The sequence below is a fragment of the Pantoea sp. C2G6 genome (assembly GCF_051336815.1).
GTDB lineage: Bacteria > Pseudomonadota > Gammaproteobacteria > Enterobacterales > Enterobacteriaceae > Pantoea.
In genome coordinates this window covers 53,455-66,455 of record NZ_JBGMNJ010000009.1, presented here as the reverse complement: position 1 = coordinate 66,455, position 13,001 = coordinate 53,455, and the positions used below count along the sequence as shown (strand labels likewise).

Sequence of the window (13,001 nt, the reverse complement as noted above, 5' to 3'; positions counted from 1 at the left end):
CAACGTCGAAAAGGCGGTATAATCCCGCGATTTTTTTTTAGCTCAACTCATTCCGGGAGAACACCAATGAAGATCGTGGAAGTCAGACACCCGCTGGTCAAACATAAACTGGGCCTGATGCGTGAGCATGATATCAGTACAAAGCGTTTTCGCGAGCTGGCCTCTGAAGTGGGCAGCCTGCTGACCTACGAAGCGACCGCCGATCTGGAAACAGAGCGCGTCACCATTGAGGGCTGGAACGGCCCGGTAGAGATCGATCAGATCAAAGGCAAAAAAATCACCGTGGTGCCGATTCTGCGTGCCGGCCTCGGCATGATGGAAGGGGTACTGGAGCATGTTCCCAGCGCCCGTATCAGCGTGGTGGGGGTTTACCGTGATGAAGAGACACTGGAGCCGGTTCCCTACTTCCAGAAGCTGGTCTCTAACATTGAAGAGCGGCTGGCGCTGGTGGTCGACCCGATGCTGGCCACCGGGGGCTCGATGATTGCCACTATCGACCTGCTGAAAAAAGCGGGTTGTAGCAGCATCAAAGTGCTGGTGCTGGTGGCGGCCCCGGAAGGGATTGCCGCGCTGGAGAAAGCACACCCGGACGTTGAGCTTTACACCGCGTCAGTGGATCAGGGACTGAATGAGAAGGGTTATATCATTCCCGGACTCGGTGACGCCGGGGATAAGATTTTCGGAACCAAATAAATCGCATAGCCGACCAGAGAGTCGGCTTTTTTTTGGCAAAAAAGCACTGTCTCTGACCGCGGATCGGTTTGCCTTACGGCTTACCGGTGCGCATCCTGCTGTCGCGGCTGCGTGAACCGGGAGGAGATGAAAACAATAAGGGGATAAATGATGACTCGTCGCGCCATTGGCGTCAGTGAACGACCGCCGTTACTGCAAACCATTCCACTCAGCCTGCAACACCTGTTCGCCATGTTTGGCGCCACGGTCCTGGTGCCGATTCTGTTCCACATCAACCCGGCGACGGTGCTGTTGTTTAACGGCGTCGGCACGCTGATCTATCTCTTTATCTGTAAGGGAAAAATCCCCGCTTACCTCGGTTCCAGCTTTGCCTTTATCTCGCCGGTGCTGCTGCTGTTGCCACTCGGTTATGAGGTGGCGCTGGGCGGCTTTATCCTGTGCGGCGTGCTGTTCTGTATCGTGGCGCTGATTGTCAAACGGGCGGGCACCGGCTGGCTCGACGTGATGTTTCCGCCCGCGGCGATGGGCGCGATTGTCGCGGTAATCGGTCTGGAGCTGGCGGGGGTGGCCGCCAATATGGCGGGTCTGCTGCCCGCTGAAGGCAGCGCGCCCGACAGTAAAACGGTGCTGATCTCGCTGGTGACGCTGGCGGTGACGGTGTTCGGTTCGGTGCTGTTCCGTGGCTTCCTGGCGATCATCCCGATTCTGGTCGGCGTCGTGGCCGGTTATCTGCTCTCCGCCTTTATGGGCATCGTCGACTGGAGCGGCGTGGTCAAAGCGCCGTGGTTTGCACTGCCGACCTTCTACACCCCGCGCTTTGAGTGGGTAGCGATGCTGACGATCCTGCCCGCGGCGCTGGTGGTGATTGCCGAGCATATCGGTCATCTGGTGGTTACCGCCAATATCGTGAAGAAAGATCTGATCCGCGATCCGGGTCTGCATCGTTCGATGTTCGCTAATGGCTTGTCCACAGTGATCTCCGGCTTCTTTGGGTCGACGCCGAATACCACTTACGGGGAAAACATCGGGGTGATGGCGATTACCCGCGTTTACAGTACCTGGGTGATTGGCGGCGCGGCGATTCTGGCGATCCTGCTCTCCTGCGTCGGTAAGCTCGCCGCAGTGATTCAGGCGATCCCGGTCCCGGTGATGGGCGGCGTGTCGCTGCTGCTGTATGGCGTAATTGGCGCATCCGGTATCCGGGTGCTGATCGAATCGAAAGTGGACTACAACAAAGCGCAGAACCTGATCCTCACCTCGGTGATCCTGATCATCGGCGTCAGCGGCGCGAAAGTGCATATCGGCGCGGCAGAGCTGAAAGGCATGGCGCTGGCGACCATCGTCGGCGTGGGACTGGCGCTGATCTTCCGCGTGATCTCGTGGCTCAGACCGGAAGAAGTGGTGCTGGAGGCGGAAGATTCGCGCGAGCCGCGATCGCCGGACGCCTGACAGGATCGGGGCAGGGATGCCCCATTCATCTCTTTCTGAAAACTGTGTTAGACTTCCCCCGATTTTTTGCTTGTTCTCTTGCTGAGGTGCTTCTGAACACGCCGGCACAATTGTCATTGCCACTCTATTTACCTGACGATGAAACCTTCGCCAGCTTCTGGCCGGGGGAGAACCCGTCGCTGATTGCCGCGCTGAAAGGTGCTCTCAACCAACAACATGGCAGCTATCTCTACTTCTGGTCCCGCGAAGGCGGAGGGCGGAGCCATCTGCTGCACGCCGCCTGCGCAGAGATGTCTGCGCGCAGTGAGGCGGTTGGTTACGTTCCGCTGGATAAGCGCACCTGGTTTGTCCCGGAGGTGCTGGAAGGGATGGAGCAGCTGTCACTGGTCTGCATCGATAACATCGAATGCATTGCGGGCGAGCCGGAGTGGGAGATGGCGATCTTCGATCTCTATAACCGCATTCTGGAAACCGGCAACACGCGGCTGTTTATCAGCGGCGATCGTCCGCCCCGCCAGCTGAATCTGCAACTGCCCGATCTCGCGTCGCGTCTCGACTGGGGGCAGATCTATCGCCTGCAACCGCTCTCCGACGAAGACAAACTACAGGCGTTGCAGCTGCGCGCCGGGTTACGCGGCTTTGAGCTGCCGGAAGATGTGGGTCGATTCCTGCTGAAACGGCTGGATCGTGAAATGCGCACCCTGTTCGATACGCTGGATCGGCTCGATCGCGCCTCGATCAGCGCCCAGCGTAAGCTCACCATTCCCTTTGTGAAAGAGACGCTCGGCCTTTAAAGAATCTCGAGCACCGCTTCTGGCGGACGCCCGATCCGTGCCCGATCGCCGTTGATCACTATCGGTCTCTCAATCAGCAGCGGATGGGCCACCAGCGCATCCAGCAGCGCGTTTTCGCTTTTATTCTCCGCCGCCAGCGCCAGTTCTTTGTAGATCGCTTCCCCGCTGCGCATCAGCTGGCGCGCACTCCGCATCCCCAGTTTCTGCAACAGAATGTGCAGCGTTTCGCGATCGGGCGGCGTTTGCAGATAGAGCACCACCTCCGGCTCAATGCCGCGCGCCTGGAGCAGCGCCAGGGTTTCACGGCTCTTACTGCATCGTGGGTTGTGGTAAATCGTCACCATTTCACACTCTCCGCTTGAATTGCCCTGCATCCTTATCCTTTCTGATACTGCTTAAAGCGCTGTTGCAGCTGACGCAGCTGATCGATACGGGCGTCGTAGCGCGCCTGTTTCAGACTGCCGAGCGGCACCTGCGCGCTGGCGCTGCTGAGTGTGCTAATCGCCTGATCGAGCTGACCATTGAGCGCCAGGCTCTCTGCCCGCGCTGACAGCTCTTCATCGTGCAATCCCTGCTGCGCAGAGGCCTGGGCCAGTAAATCCCAGCCGTTGGGATCATCTTTATTCGACCAGGTATAGCGATTCAGGATACGGCTGGCGTTGGCATACTGCTTTGCTTCCACGTAGGCATTGGCCAGATTGAGCTGTACCACCGGGCTGTTTTTAGCACCGCTGGCTGCGCTGAGCAGGGCGATCGCCTGCTGCGGCTGGTTCAGGCCGATGTCGATGTCAGACATAATGTCGAGAAACCAGACGTTGTTGGGCTGCTTCGCCAGCAGCGGGGTGATAATCCGTTTCGCATCGGCATAGCTTTTCGCCTGGAGAAACTGCACCGCTTTGCCATATTGTGACGCCAGCTGCTCACGGCTGTTGCCGCTGGCGTACTGATTCAGCAGGTCATCGGTCAGCTGATTACGCCCGGTAGAGTACATCCCCAGCGCGCGCACCTTCGCCAGATAGAAATCTTCGGTAGACTGCACCACCACCGGCCGCATCTGGTTGGCGCGGTTACGGGCATCCGCCAGGCGGCTGTCGGGCAGCGGGTGCGTCAGCAGAATTTCGGGGGGCTTCGACGAGAAGCGGCTCTGATCGGCCAGCTTCTGTAAAAAGTTGGGCATCGCCTGCGGATCAAAACCGGCGCGTTGCAGCACCTGAATGCCGATACGGTCCGCCTCCTGCTCATTGCCCTGGGTAAAGCTGATAATGCCCTGCTGGGTGCCTGCCAGCGTGCCGGTCAGGGCCGCCATGCCCGCCTGCGGACTGGCCATCGCCAGCAGAATCGAGCCCAGCGCACCGACCCAGGTCAGCGGCGCGTTGCGTTTCTGATCTTCCATCGCTCGCGCCAGGTGGCGCTGGGTGACGTGCGAAATTTCGTGCGCCATCACCGACGCCAGCTGGCTCTCATTATCGGTAAAGCGAAACAGCGCCGAGTGCAGCACCACGTTGCCGCCAAAAAAGGCGAAGGCGTTGAGTTCATCATTCTGGATCAGAAAGAAATGGAACGGGGTTCTGACCGAATCTGCGTGGGCGACCAGGCGCTGGCCCAGTTGATTAATGTATTGATTCAGCAGCGGATCGTTGATCAGCGGCGCGCTGGCACGCAGCTGGCGCACATAGAAGTCGCCCATCTGCAATTCCTGATTAATCGACAGCGTCGAACCGGCCGTCGTGCCAATATCGGGCAGGGAATCACTGATGTCGGCTCTGGCGGGTGTCAGAGCGCTAAAGATAAGCGTCGGAAGGAGCGCGGCGATCAGCGTTTTTTTTAACCGGTTCAGCATGCCTTAATCCTGTAGAGAGGCCCTGACAATGGACAGGTGCGCAGCGGGAACGTTCCATTTTTTGCAGATAACGACGGGTCGCGACTATCTTAACCAGAGCCAGAAAAGAAAGAAATGATGTTTTCTGGCGGACGTCCGGCGGAATTTGTGCAAGATCAGCGATTATGCCGAAAAAAATTGAACATCATTGCCGGTTAAACCGCAGTTAAACGAACACACAAGCAGGCGGTTAACTCCCTGATGCTGAGCCTCGTCAGCTGGCTTATTCATCGCTTCCGGCTAAGGAGGCGGTGAATAAAGCAGAATCTGCTGATGAAGAGTGAGCAGGATTACCGTTCATTTTTTAAAGTTATGTAAATTCACTCAAAAAAATTGAATGTGGCACAACTTTTTCCAGGCATACTCTGAAAAAAACGGGCGTCCGGCGCTCTCATTTCACCCGGCTTCATTGATAAATTAAATCGTCTCGCGCTCTGGTGCCGATCTTTCTCCACTAATAGCTGGCTGCATAATTTAAAAATAAACGCAGCGCTGCTTCAGATATAAAGCCTGTTCAGGTCCGGTAAAACAGAGAATCCCTGAAAATCATGATGAAACTTTTCGATTAATTCCCCGGTTCGATAATCCCCCTGGTCATCAGATTGGCGTTGACCTGAATTTACACATTCAATAAATAAAGCTCTGCTGTGATATAGATATTCGGGCTGATTCAGGAAGTGGATCGGTAATACATTATTTGCCGGAGAGAAGTGTTATGCGTTCAGCAGTTTCTTACGTGTTAATCGCCATTATCGGGGGTGTGGTTGGCGCGGCTGTCACGCAGAGTGGCAATATTTATGACAAAGTGGCACGCCATTTTTCAGCCGAACCCCAGGAGCCTGCCGGATTCTGGAGTACCCCGGCGATTGAAGGTTACGGCAAAATTCATTATGAACCCGACGCGGCTTTTAAGCCGGTGGCGGGCCTGAGTAATAAAATTGTCTTCCAGATTACCCGCAGCGATGGGGCGATGACCGACCCTAATCTGGGGCTGGAGCGGGTCGCGCGGGTCGTGAATTTATACATCGCCTCCGGTATCCCGGCGGATCAGCTGAAATTTGTGGTGTCAGTTACCGGTGATGCGACGCCCGCCATGCTGGATAACGCCCATTTTAAAAAGTTTTATGGCATCGATAACCCAAACCTGAAGCTGATTAATGAGCTGAATCAGGCTGGGGTGAAAGTGTCGGTGTGCGATCAGTCGGTGGCATTCCATCACTATCCCAATAACTGGATTGATAAATCGGTTGTGCATGCGCTTTCGAGTCCAACCACCGTTTCAACCTTGCAAAACCAGGGTTACGCCTGGCTGGCAATGTAATTAATATTTAAGCGATCAGGAGAATAAGCAATGCGTCCAGCAGCCTTTGTTGTGGTGGCAGCCGTAGCGGGATTTATAGGGGGCAATGTTTTACAATTGCCCGCGTTATTCGATAAAGTCAGCGGAAAAGTGGCGGATAATAAAACCCAGCCCGCGGATTTCTGGAGTACGCCAGCGATTGAAGGCTACGGCAAAATACACTATGTCGATACGCCTGCGTTTAAACCCGGCACCAATAATGGTCTGAGCAATAAAATTGTTTTCCAGATCAACCGCAGTGAAGGGGATATTCGCCAGCCTAATCTGGGTCTGGAGCGGGTCGCCCGCGTCACCAACCTCTATTATGCGGCAGGCGTACCGCTCAACCAGTTGAAGTTTGTGGTGTCGATTAACAGCGACGCGGTTCCAGCGGCCTTAAATAATGAGCAGTTCCATAAAGCTTATGGCGTCGATAACCCGAACCTTAAACTGATCAGCGAGCTGAAAAAAGCGGGCGTTGAAGTCTCTATCTGCGACCAGTCAGTGGCGTTTCATCAGCTTGAGCGCAACTGGATCGACCCGATGGTCACCCACACCATCTCCAGCGGGACCACCGTTGCTACCCTGCAAAACGCCGGTTACGCCTTCCTGATGCTTTAATCTGCCACAGCGGCGTCACGGCCGCTGTCACCTGCACGACCTGCCATGTCCTTTCTGTTTACCAGCTTAAGCCTGGCTTATGGGTTGCACCCGCGCTTTTAGCGCGGGTGCGCTCAGTCAGCAGCGCCGCCTCGGTTATTAACGGCCCTGAGAGGTTCACTTCTGCTGCGCTGAAGCGAAACGGCCAGCAGGCTCAGCGGCCTGCCACGGGTGCGCTTTTATCGGAGGGCGCAGCGGACCATCAAGCAGACCTGATGAATCAGGTCCAGATAAATTTGAACTTAGTCGCGGATCGGGAGGCCTTAAAGCTGCTCAAAACTTTCGCCAGGGTGTAGACTTAGCTGCAAATCCTCCAGGCTTCTGGCGAACGTGATAAACCATCGGGCATTTTAATCCATGACTTTCTCCTCTGAGGCGGCGACGCCATGCTAGAGCATCTGCGGCCCCGGACCGATTTACGTAATTTGATCGCCTTGCTGGTGATAGTCAGTATTGTTATCACGCTCGCTAACACCCTCTACGCGACCTGGCGGGTCCAGCGTCAGGTACTGATCGACACCACGCTGGAGGCTAACCGCGCCTACGCCGCCAAACTGGCCTCCACCAGTGAAATTTTCTTTCAGCTGGCGCAGTCGCAACTGCACTACAGCGCCAATCAGCTCGGCACGAATTTTGATAACGAGGCGCTGCTGAAAAGTGAAGTGAACCGTCTGCGTGAACAGACCAGCAGTTTTAACTCGGTTGCGGTGGTGGATGTGCAGGGCGTAGTAAAAGCGATTTCCCCTGAGTCGCTGACGCTGAAGGGGATGCACCTCACCAGCGAAGCCTCCCGTGAAGCGCTGACCCTGCGGCAGCCGCTGGTCAGCCGACCGGTGCTTTCAGCCGCCAATAATCTGCTGGTGTTTGTCTCCTGGCCAATCTGGAGTGGAGAGGGTGACTATCTGGGCTATATCGGCGGCACCATCTATCTGAAGAAAAAAAGCATCCTCAACGCCCTGCTGGGGGAGCAATTTTATCGCGATGGCACCACTGTCTACGTGCTCGACAGTAACAATGAGGTGCTCTATCACCCGAATCGCCAGCTGATAGGCAAAATCCTGCCCGCCATCGTCAGTTCGCGCGAGGAGCAGAACAACGGTTCGCTGATGCTCACCGGACCGGGTAAAGCGACCCAGCTGGCGGGCTACGCGGTAGTGCCGACCACCGGCTGGACCGTGGTGGCGCTTAAACCGATCAGCGTCACGCTCGATCCGCTTTCCGGGCTGTTACTGAACGTCCTGAAAAACTCGGTGCCCTTTGCGCTGCTGACGTTGCTGGTGGCGGTGATACTGGCACGGCTGATTGCCCGGCCACTGTTTCAGCTGGCCCGCAAAGCCAGCCGGATGGATGCGCAGGGTGTCTCCAGAGAGATTGGTGGCATCAGCGCCTGGTACTTTGAAGCGGCGCAGGTCAAGCGAGCGCTGCTGACGGGCATCGGGCTGGTGCAGGATAAAATTGGCCGGCTTAACTCCGAAGTCCAGACCGATCCGCTGACCCAACTGCTCAACCGCCGTGGCCTTAACGCGGTGCTGGATTTCTACCGTACGCTGCACCAGCCTTTCGCGATACTGGCGCTGGATATTGATCATTTCAAAAGCGTTAACGATAACTGGGGGCACGATGTTGGCGACCGGGTGATTCAGCAGGTGGCGAGCACGCTGCGCGCCAGCGCGCGTCAGTCAGATGTGGTCTGCCGTAACGGGGGCGAAGAGTTTCTGATGCTGCTGCCCGATACGCCTCAGGAGGAAGCGCTGATCATTGCGGAGCGCGTGCGGCTCAGTATTGCCGAAGCCTGGCATACGGATGTCGGACGCATCACGCTCTCCATCGGGGTGGGATCATGGAGCGCGAAGCCGGATACGTTGCTGGAGAAGAGCTTAAAACAGGCAGATGCTGCCCTGTATGAGGCGAAAAAAGCGGGACGTAACTGCGTGATAGCGGCGGCAACCTCTTAGTCGGGCGCGGTGTTACGCTGGCGGACAGGGAAGGGGAAACCGTGATTCAGCGGCGGATAAAGGAATAAGCAGAGCGCGGCGCCAGGGCTACCGCGCTCCTGAACATCAGGCGGACTTCAGATAGTCCAGCACGATGTCATGGTGATTCGAGGTCTTGAAGTTATCGAACACTTTCTCAACCTTACCTTCGGCATCGACCAGGAAGCTGATGCGATGGATGCCATCATAGGTTTTGCCCATAAAGGTTTTCTCACCCCAGACGCCAAACGCCTTGCAGACCTCATGATCTTCATCGGAGAGCAGGGTGAAGTTCAGCAGCTCTTTTTCGACAAACTTCGACAGCTTTTCTGGTTTATCGGTGCTGATGCCCAGCACTTCCACGCCCGCTTTCTTTAAATCATCCATGTTGTCGCGCAGACCGCACGCCTGTACGGTGCAGCCTGGCGTCATCGCTTTCGGATAGAAGTACACCAGAACGCGCTGTCCCTGGAAGTCGGCCAGATTCACTTGTTCGCCGTCCTGATCGGGCAAGCTAAATGTTGGTGCGGTATCACCGGCTTTCAGTGGATTCATCACATCTCTCCATTTTTTATTTATGCTGTGGGTAATCACCTTCCGCCGAAAAAGGCAGAGGGAAAATTACCATCAGGGGGTATTTCACCACATAGCCGGGCTCGCAGGCGGTAGTCATGTGGAGAAATAACTCCGGGTTACCTTAACAGTTTAGCGTACTGTATTAACGGATTCGCTGCTGTCAGCGTCTGACATACTATAGAGGCGCAGTGTCCCCTGTGCATTCAGTTCCTGACACAGCGCATTAAATGCCTGTTCAAAGGAGGTGCCTTCGGTGCGCGTCGGACTATGGGCGGTCATCTGAATATAGAGCGTGGGTGACAGCGTGTGCTGTGCCGGCTGGATGCGTGATACCAGTTCGGCCACGTTCATCTGGTGCTTATCGATCAGATCGGTAAAACGCTCAATGATGTGTGGCGAATCCGCCACCTCGACCTGAATAAAGGCGGTGTCCGGCATCGGCGGCCGTATCCGGGCGTTGGTCCGTTTCATCACAATCAGCAGCTCCAGTTCGGCCCCTTTCAGCGGCAGCGTCGACTCAATCAGCGTGATGGCGTTCCAGCTCCCGGAGAGCAGCATAATAAAGGTGAACTCATCCCCAAGCATGGCGAGACGACTATCTTCGATATTACAACCGCAGCTGCTGACGTGTCGGGTAATGGTATTGACGATACCCGGACGGTCAACACCAAGCGCGGTGATCACCAGATGGTGGGGCTGAGATGGCGGCAAAATGGCTTTTCCTCTGCTTTCGCTAATAACCATAAGGTAAACATAAAAAAAACTGCTGACAAGCGCGGGAATGGCGTGCCTTGCTTGCTTTTCCCTAAGTGTAAAACGTACCATGAAGCACTTGTTTGTCGAGGGGATCGCCAATGTTTACGGGAAGTATTGTTGCACTCGTTACGCCAATGGATGACAGCGGTAATGTCTGCCGGTCGAGTCTGAAAAAACTGATTGATTATCATGTCGCCAGCGGCACCGCGGCGATCGTTTCTGTCGGCACCACCGGTGAATCTGCCACCCTGAGCCATGAGGAACATGGTGATGTGGTGATGCTGACCCTCGAGCTGGCCGATGGCCGTATTCCGGTGATTGCCGGAACCGGTGCCAACGCCACTGCCGAAGGGATCTCCCTGACCCGACGGTTTGAAAATTCCGGCGTGGTGGGCTGTCTGACCGTGACCCCTTATTACAACCGTCCGACTCAGGAAGGGTTGTTCCAGCACTTTAAAGCGATCGCCAACAGCACCAGCCTGCCGCAGATGCTGTATAACGTTCCCTCGCGTACCGGTTGCGATATGCTGCCGGAGACCGTCGCCCGCCTGGCTGAAATAAAAAATATTATCGGAATCAAAGAGGCAACCGGGAACTTATCGCGGGTTAGTCAGATCCAAGAGCTGGTTAATGAAGATTTCATTCTGGTGAGTGGCGATGACGCCACTGCGCTGGACTTTATGCAACTGGGCGGCAAGGGTGTCATTTCGGTGACCGCGAATGTGGCTGCGCGTGAAATGGCTGAACTGTGCACACTGGCACAGCAGGGCAATTTCGTCGAGGCACGCCGCCTGAATCAGCGTCTGATGCATCTGCACCAGACGCTTTTCTGTGAACCCAATCCTATCCCGGTGAAATGGGCTGCGAAACAGCTAGGATTAATCGCTAACGACACGCTGCGTCTGCCAATGACGCCACTGACAGCCGCCGGCCAGCCGAAGGTTGAGCAGGCGCTGGTAAAAGCGGGTTTGCGATAATTTAGGGAGTTTGAATGAATTACTCAGTAAAGCGGTCAACGGTGGCCACGGTGGTGGGGCTTTCCACCCTGATGCTGCTGTCGGCCTGTTCGAGCGATCAGCGTTATAAGCGCCAGGTCAGTGGTGATGAATCTTATCTGCAAGCCAGTGAACTCCATGAGCTGAAAGCGCCTGCCGGTATGATCCTGCCGGTACAGCGCGGTGACTACGATGTGCCGCGCACCAGCAGCCAGGCACCGACCGGCAAGCAACTCGACATCCGTCCGCCTGCGCAGCCGCTGGCGCTGATGAACGGTACCCGCGCCCAGTACAGCAACAACACCGGCGCGCTGATGATTGATAGCAGCCGGGGTTCCGTCTGGTCGCAGGTCGTCAACGTGGTGCAGTCTTACAAATTCCCCATCGCGTCACGTAACGACGCGGGTCAGCAGCTGACCACCGACTGGGTGCAGTGGAATCGCGCGGATGAAGATCAGCAGTACCGCGGCCGCTATCAGATCAGCGTGCAGTCGCAGGGCTATCAGCAGCTGTTAACCGTGCGTCTGCTTGAGCTTCAGCAGGATGGCAAAACCATCAATTCACCGGCGCAGATCCAGCGTTATACTGCGCAGATGCTGAATGACATCAGTACCGGCATGGACAAGATCGACACGGCCAGTGAAAACGCCGCCGCCGGTCGGGTCAATGGCGCGGTGGATGTGCAGAGCGGCGCGGATGACACCGGCCTGCCGCTGCTGATCCTGCGTACCCCGTTCAACGTGGCGTGGCAGCGTCTGCCAGCGGCGATGAAGCGTGTCGGTATGGAAGTGAGCGACAGCACCCGCTCCACCGGCAGCATGAAGGTGACCTACAAATCACCGGGCAGCAGCAGCTGGGATGAGATCGGTGCTAAAGATCCTGAACTGCCAAACGGTGATTACAAAGTGCAGGTCGGCGATCTCGACAACCGCACCAGCCTGCAATTCATCGACCCGAAAGGGCACGTGCTGACCCAGGCGCAAAACGATGCGCTGGTCGCGGTGTTCCAGGCGGCGCTCAACAAATAAAGTTGCCTCAGGCCGGAGATTCTCCGGCCTTTTTATTTTGTTTTTGGCATAATAGCGCGCGGCGAAGTAAACGATTGCGTCACGCAATCGCCGCGGCGGCACTGGCCGCTGACCACCCGTTATTTCAAGTCTGGAGTGAACAAGATGCAAAAGCGAGCTGAGCTGTATCGCGGTAAAGCGAAAACTGTATACAGCACCGACAACCCGGATCTGCTGATACTCGAATTCCGCAATGATACGTCAGCAGGTGACGGGGCCAGAATCGAGCAGTTCGATCGTAAGGGAATGGTTAACAACAAATTTAACCATTTCATTATGACCAAATTGCAGCAGGCCGGTATCCCGACCCAGATGGAAGCGCTGCTCTCTGATACCGAAGCGCTGGTGAAGAAGCTGGAGATGGTGCCGGTGGAGTGCGTGGTGCGTAACCGTGCCGCCGGTTCGCTGGTGAAACGTCTGGGTGTGGAAGAGGGCATGGTACTCAATCCGCCGCTGTTTGATCTCTTCCTGAAAGATGATGCCAAACATGACCCGATGGTCAACGAATCCTACTGCGAGACCTTTGGCTGGGTCAGCAAACAGAACCTGGCGCGGATGCAGGAGCTGACCTTCAAAGCCAACGAGGTGCTGAGCAAACTGTTCGACGACGCGGGTCTGATCCTGGTCGACTTCAAACTGGAATTTGGCCTGTTTAACGGCGAAGTGACGCTGGGCGATGAGTTCTCGCCAGATGGCGCGCGCCTGTGGGACAAAGAGACGCTGGATAAAATGGACAAAGACCGTTTCCGTCAGAGCCTCGGCGGCGTGGTGGAAGCCTATGAAGCGGTGGCCCAGCGGCTGGGCGTGCAACTCGACTGAG

Annotated in this window: 13 protein-coding genes; 9 read left to right on the top strand and 4 right to left on the bottom strand. The window is 56.1% G+C overall.

The genetic code is table 11. The annotated features are described in order from the left end of the window. The first annotated feature begins 66 nt into the window (after window positions 1-66). From upp to hda, 3 genes are all read left to right on the top strand, one after another. Window positions 67-693 carry a uracil phosphoribosyltransferase gene (gene upp / locus ACCW71_RS13385; RefSeq protein ID WP_111139322.1) on the top strand — a complete coding sequence of 209 codons (627 nt, stop codon included), beginning with the start codon at window positions 67-69 and terminating at the stop codon, window positions 691-693. A 150-nt stretch (window positions 694-843) separates the two neighbouring features. Continuing rightward, a complete protein-coding gene (uraA, locus tag ACCW71_RS13380; protein ID WP_436372294.1) occupies window positions 844-2,142 on the top strand; it encodes a uracil permease in 1,299 nt (432 codons plus the stop codon). 92 nt (window positions 2,143-2,234) lie between these two features. Then, window positions 2,235-2,936 (top strand): DnaA inactivator Hda, encoded by a 702-nt coding sequence (hda, locus tag ACCW71_RS13375; RefSeq protein ID WP_436372293.1) that lies wholly within the window; start codon window positions 2,235-2,237, stop codon window positions 2,934-2,936. On the opposite strand, the gene arsC is transcribed toward hda, so the two are convergent. Together arsC and ACCW71_RS13365 are read right to left on the bottom strand one after the other, a co-directional pair. Beyond that, window positions 2,933-3,280, bottom strand: a complete 348-nt coding sequence (arsC, locus tag ACCW71_RS13370; protein WP_436372291.1) for an arsenate reductase (glutaredoxin) — start codon at window positions 3,278-3,280, stop codon at window positions 2,933-2,935. The genes hda and arsC overlap by 4 nt on opposite strands. Window positions 3,281-3,312: 32 nt before the next feature. Further along, window positions 3,313-4,776, bottom strand: coding sequence for a beta-barrel assembly-enhancing protease (locus tag ACCW71_RS13365; RefSeq protein WP_436372086.1), 1,464 nt, complete (start codon window positions 4,774-4,776; stop codon window positions 3,313-3,315). 754 nt (window positions 4,777-5,530) lie between these two features. On the opposite strand from ACCW71_RS13365, the gene ACCW71_RS13360 reads away from it, so the two are divergent. From ACCW71_RS13360 to ACCW71_RS13350, 3 genes are all read left to right on the top strand, one after another. Then, window positions 5,531-6,136 (top strand): DsrE family protein, encoded by a 606-nt coding sequence (locus tag ACCW71_RS13360; RefSeq protein ID WP_436372084.1) that lies wholly within the window; start codon window positions 5,531-5,533, stop codon window positions 6,134-6,136. Window positions 6,137-6,166: 30 nt separating this feature from the next. Then, window positions 6,167-6,775, top strand: coding sequence for a DsrE family protein (locus tag ACCW71_RS13355; RefSeq protein ID WP_436372082.1), 609 nt, complete (start codon window positions 6,167-6,169; stop codon window positions 6,773-6,775). 425 nt (window positions 6,776-7,200) lie between these two features. Continuing rightward, window positions 7,201-8,769 carry a sensor domain-containing diguanylate cyclase gene (locus tag ACCW71_RS13350; protein ID WP_436372080.1) on the top strand — a complete coding sequence of 523 codons (1,569 nt, stop codon included), beginning with the start codon at window positions 7,201-7,203 and terminating at the stop codon, window positions 8,767-8,769. Window positions 8,770-8,874: 105 nt separating this feature from the next. On the opposite strand, the gene bcp is transcribed toward ACCW71_RS13350, so the two are convergent. Both bcp and ACCW71_RS13340 read right to left on the bottom strand, forming a co-directional pair. Continuing rightward, window positions 8,875-9,342 (bottom strand): thioredoxin-dependent thiol peroxidase, encoded by a 468-nt coding sequence (gene bcp, locus ACCW71_RS13345; protein ID WP_436372079.1) that lies wholly within the window; start codon window positions 9,340-9,342, stop codon window positions 8,875-8,877. Between the two features lie 150 nt (window positions 9,343-9,492). Then, window positions 9,493-10,074: a glycine cleavage system transcriptional repressor gene (locus tag ACCW71_RS13340; RefSeq protein ID WP_436372077.1), complete on the bottom strand. Its 582-nt coding sequence runs from the start codon at window positions 10,072-10,074 to the stop codon at window positions 9,493-9,495. A 143-nt stretch (window positions 10,075-10,217) separates the two neighbouring features. Between ACCW71_RS13340 and dapA the strand changes: the two genes are divergently transcribed. The 3 genes from dapA (at window position 10,218) to purC (ending at window position 13,000) form a co-directional block, all read left to right on the top strand. Then, window positions 10,218-11,096, top strand: a complete 879-nt coding sequence (gene dapA / locus ACCW71_RS13335) for a 4-hydroxy-tetrahydrodipicolinate synthase (protein WP_436372076.1) — start codon at window positions 10,218-10,220, stop codon at window positions 11,094-11,096. Between the two features lie 14 nt (window positions 11,097-11,110). Further along, entirely contained in the window at window positions 11,111-12,142 is a 1,032-nt protein-coding gene (gene bamC, locus ACCW71_RS13330; RefSeq protein ID WP_436372074.1) for an outer membrane protein assembly factor BamC, read from the top strand. Between the two features lie 144 nt (window positions 12,143-12,286). Next, window positions 12,287-13,000, top strand: coding sequence for a phosphoribosylaminoimidazolesuccinocarboxamide synthase (purC, locus tag ACCW71_RS13325; protein WP_436372072.1), 714 nt, complete (start codon window positions 12,287-12,289; stop codon window positions 12,998-13,000). The last annotated feature ends 1 nt before the right edge of the window (window position 13,001 follow it).

Excerpts from the sequence above, each read along its gene's own strand:
- upp (WP_111139322.1), top strand. The coding sequence starts at position 67 with ATGAAGATCGTGGAAGTCAGACACCCGCTGGTCAAACATAAACTGGGC.
- uraA (WP_436372294.1), top strand. The coding sequence starts at position 844 with ATGACTCGTCGCGCCATTGGCGTCAGTGAACGACCGCCGTTACTGCAA.
- arsC (WP_436372291.1), bottom strand. The coding sequence starts at position 3,280 with ATGGTGACGATTTACCACAACCCACGATGCAGTAAGAGCCGTGAAACC.
- ACCW71_RS13365 (WP_436372086.1), bottom strand. The coding sequence starts at position 4,776 with ATGCTGAACCGGTTAAAAAAAACGCTGATCGCCGCGCTCCTTCCGACG.
- ACCW71_RS13360 (WP_436372084.1), top strand. The coding sequence starts at position 5,531 with ATGCGTTCAGCAGTTTCTTACGTGTTAATCGCCATTATCGGGGGTGTG.
- ACCW71_RS13355 (WP_436372082.1), top strand. The coding sequence starts at position 6,167 with ATGCGTCCAGCAGCCTTTGTTGTGGTGGCAGCCGTAGCGGGATTTATA.
- ACCW71_RS13350 (WP_436372080.1), top strand. The coding sequence starts at position 7,201 with ATGCTAGAGCATCTGCGGCCCCGGACCGATTTACGTAATTTGATCGCC.
- bcp (WP_436372079.1), bottom strand. The coding sequence starts at position 9,342 with ATGAATCCACTGAAAGCCGGTGATACCGCACCAACATTTAGCTTGCCC.
- dapA (WP_436372076.1), top strand. The coding sequence starts at position 10,218 with ATGTTTACGGGAAGTATTGTTGCACTCGTTACGCCAATGGATGACAGC.
- bamC (WP_436372074.1), top strand. The coding sequence starts at position 11,111 with ATGAATTACTCAGTAAAGCGGTCAACGGTGGCCACGGTGGTGGGGCTT.
- purC (WP_436372072.1), top strand. The coding sequence starts at position 12,287 with ATGCAAAAGCGAGCTGAGCTGTATCGCGGTAAAGCGAAAACTGTATAC.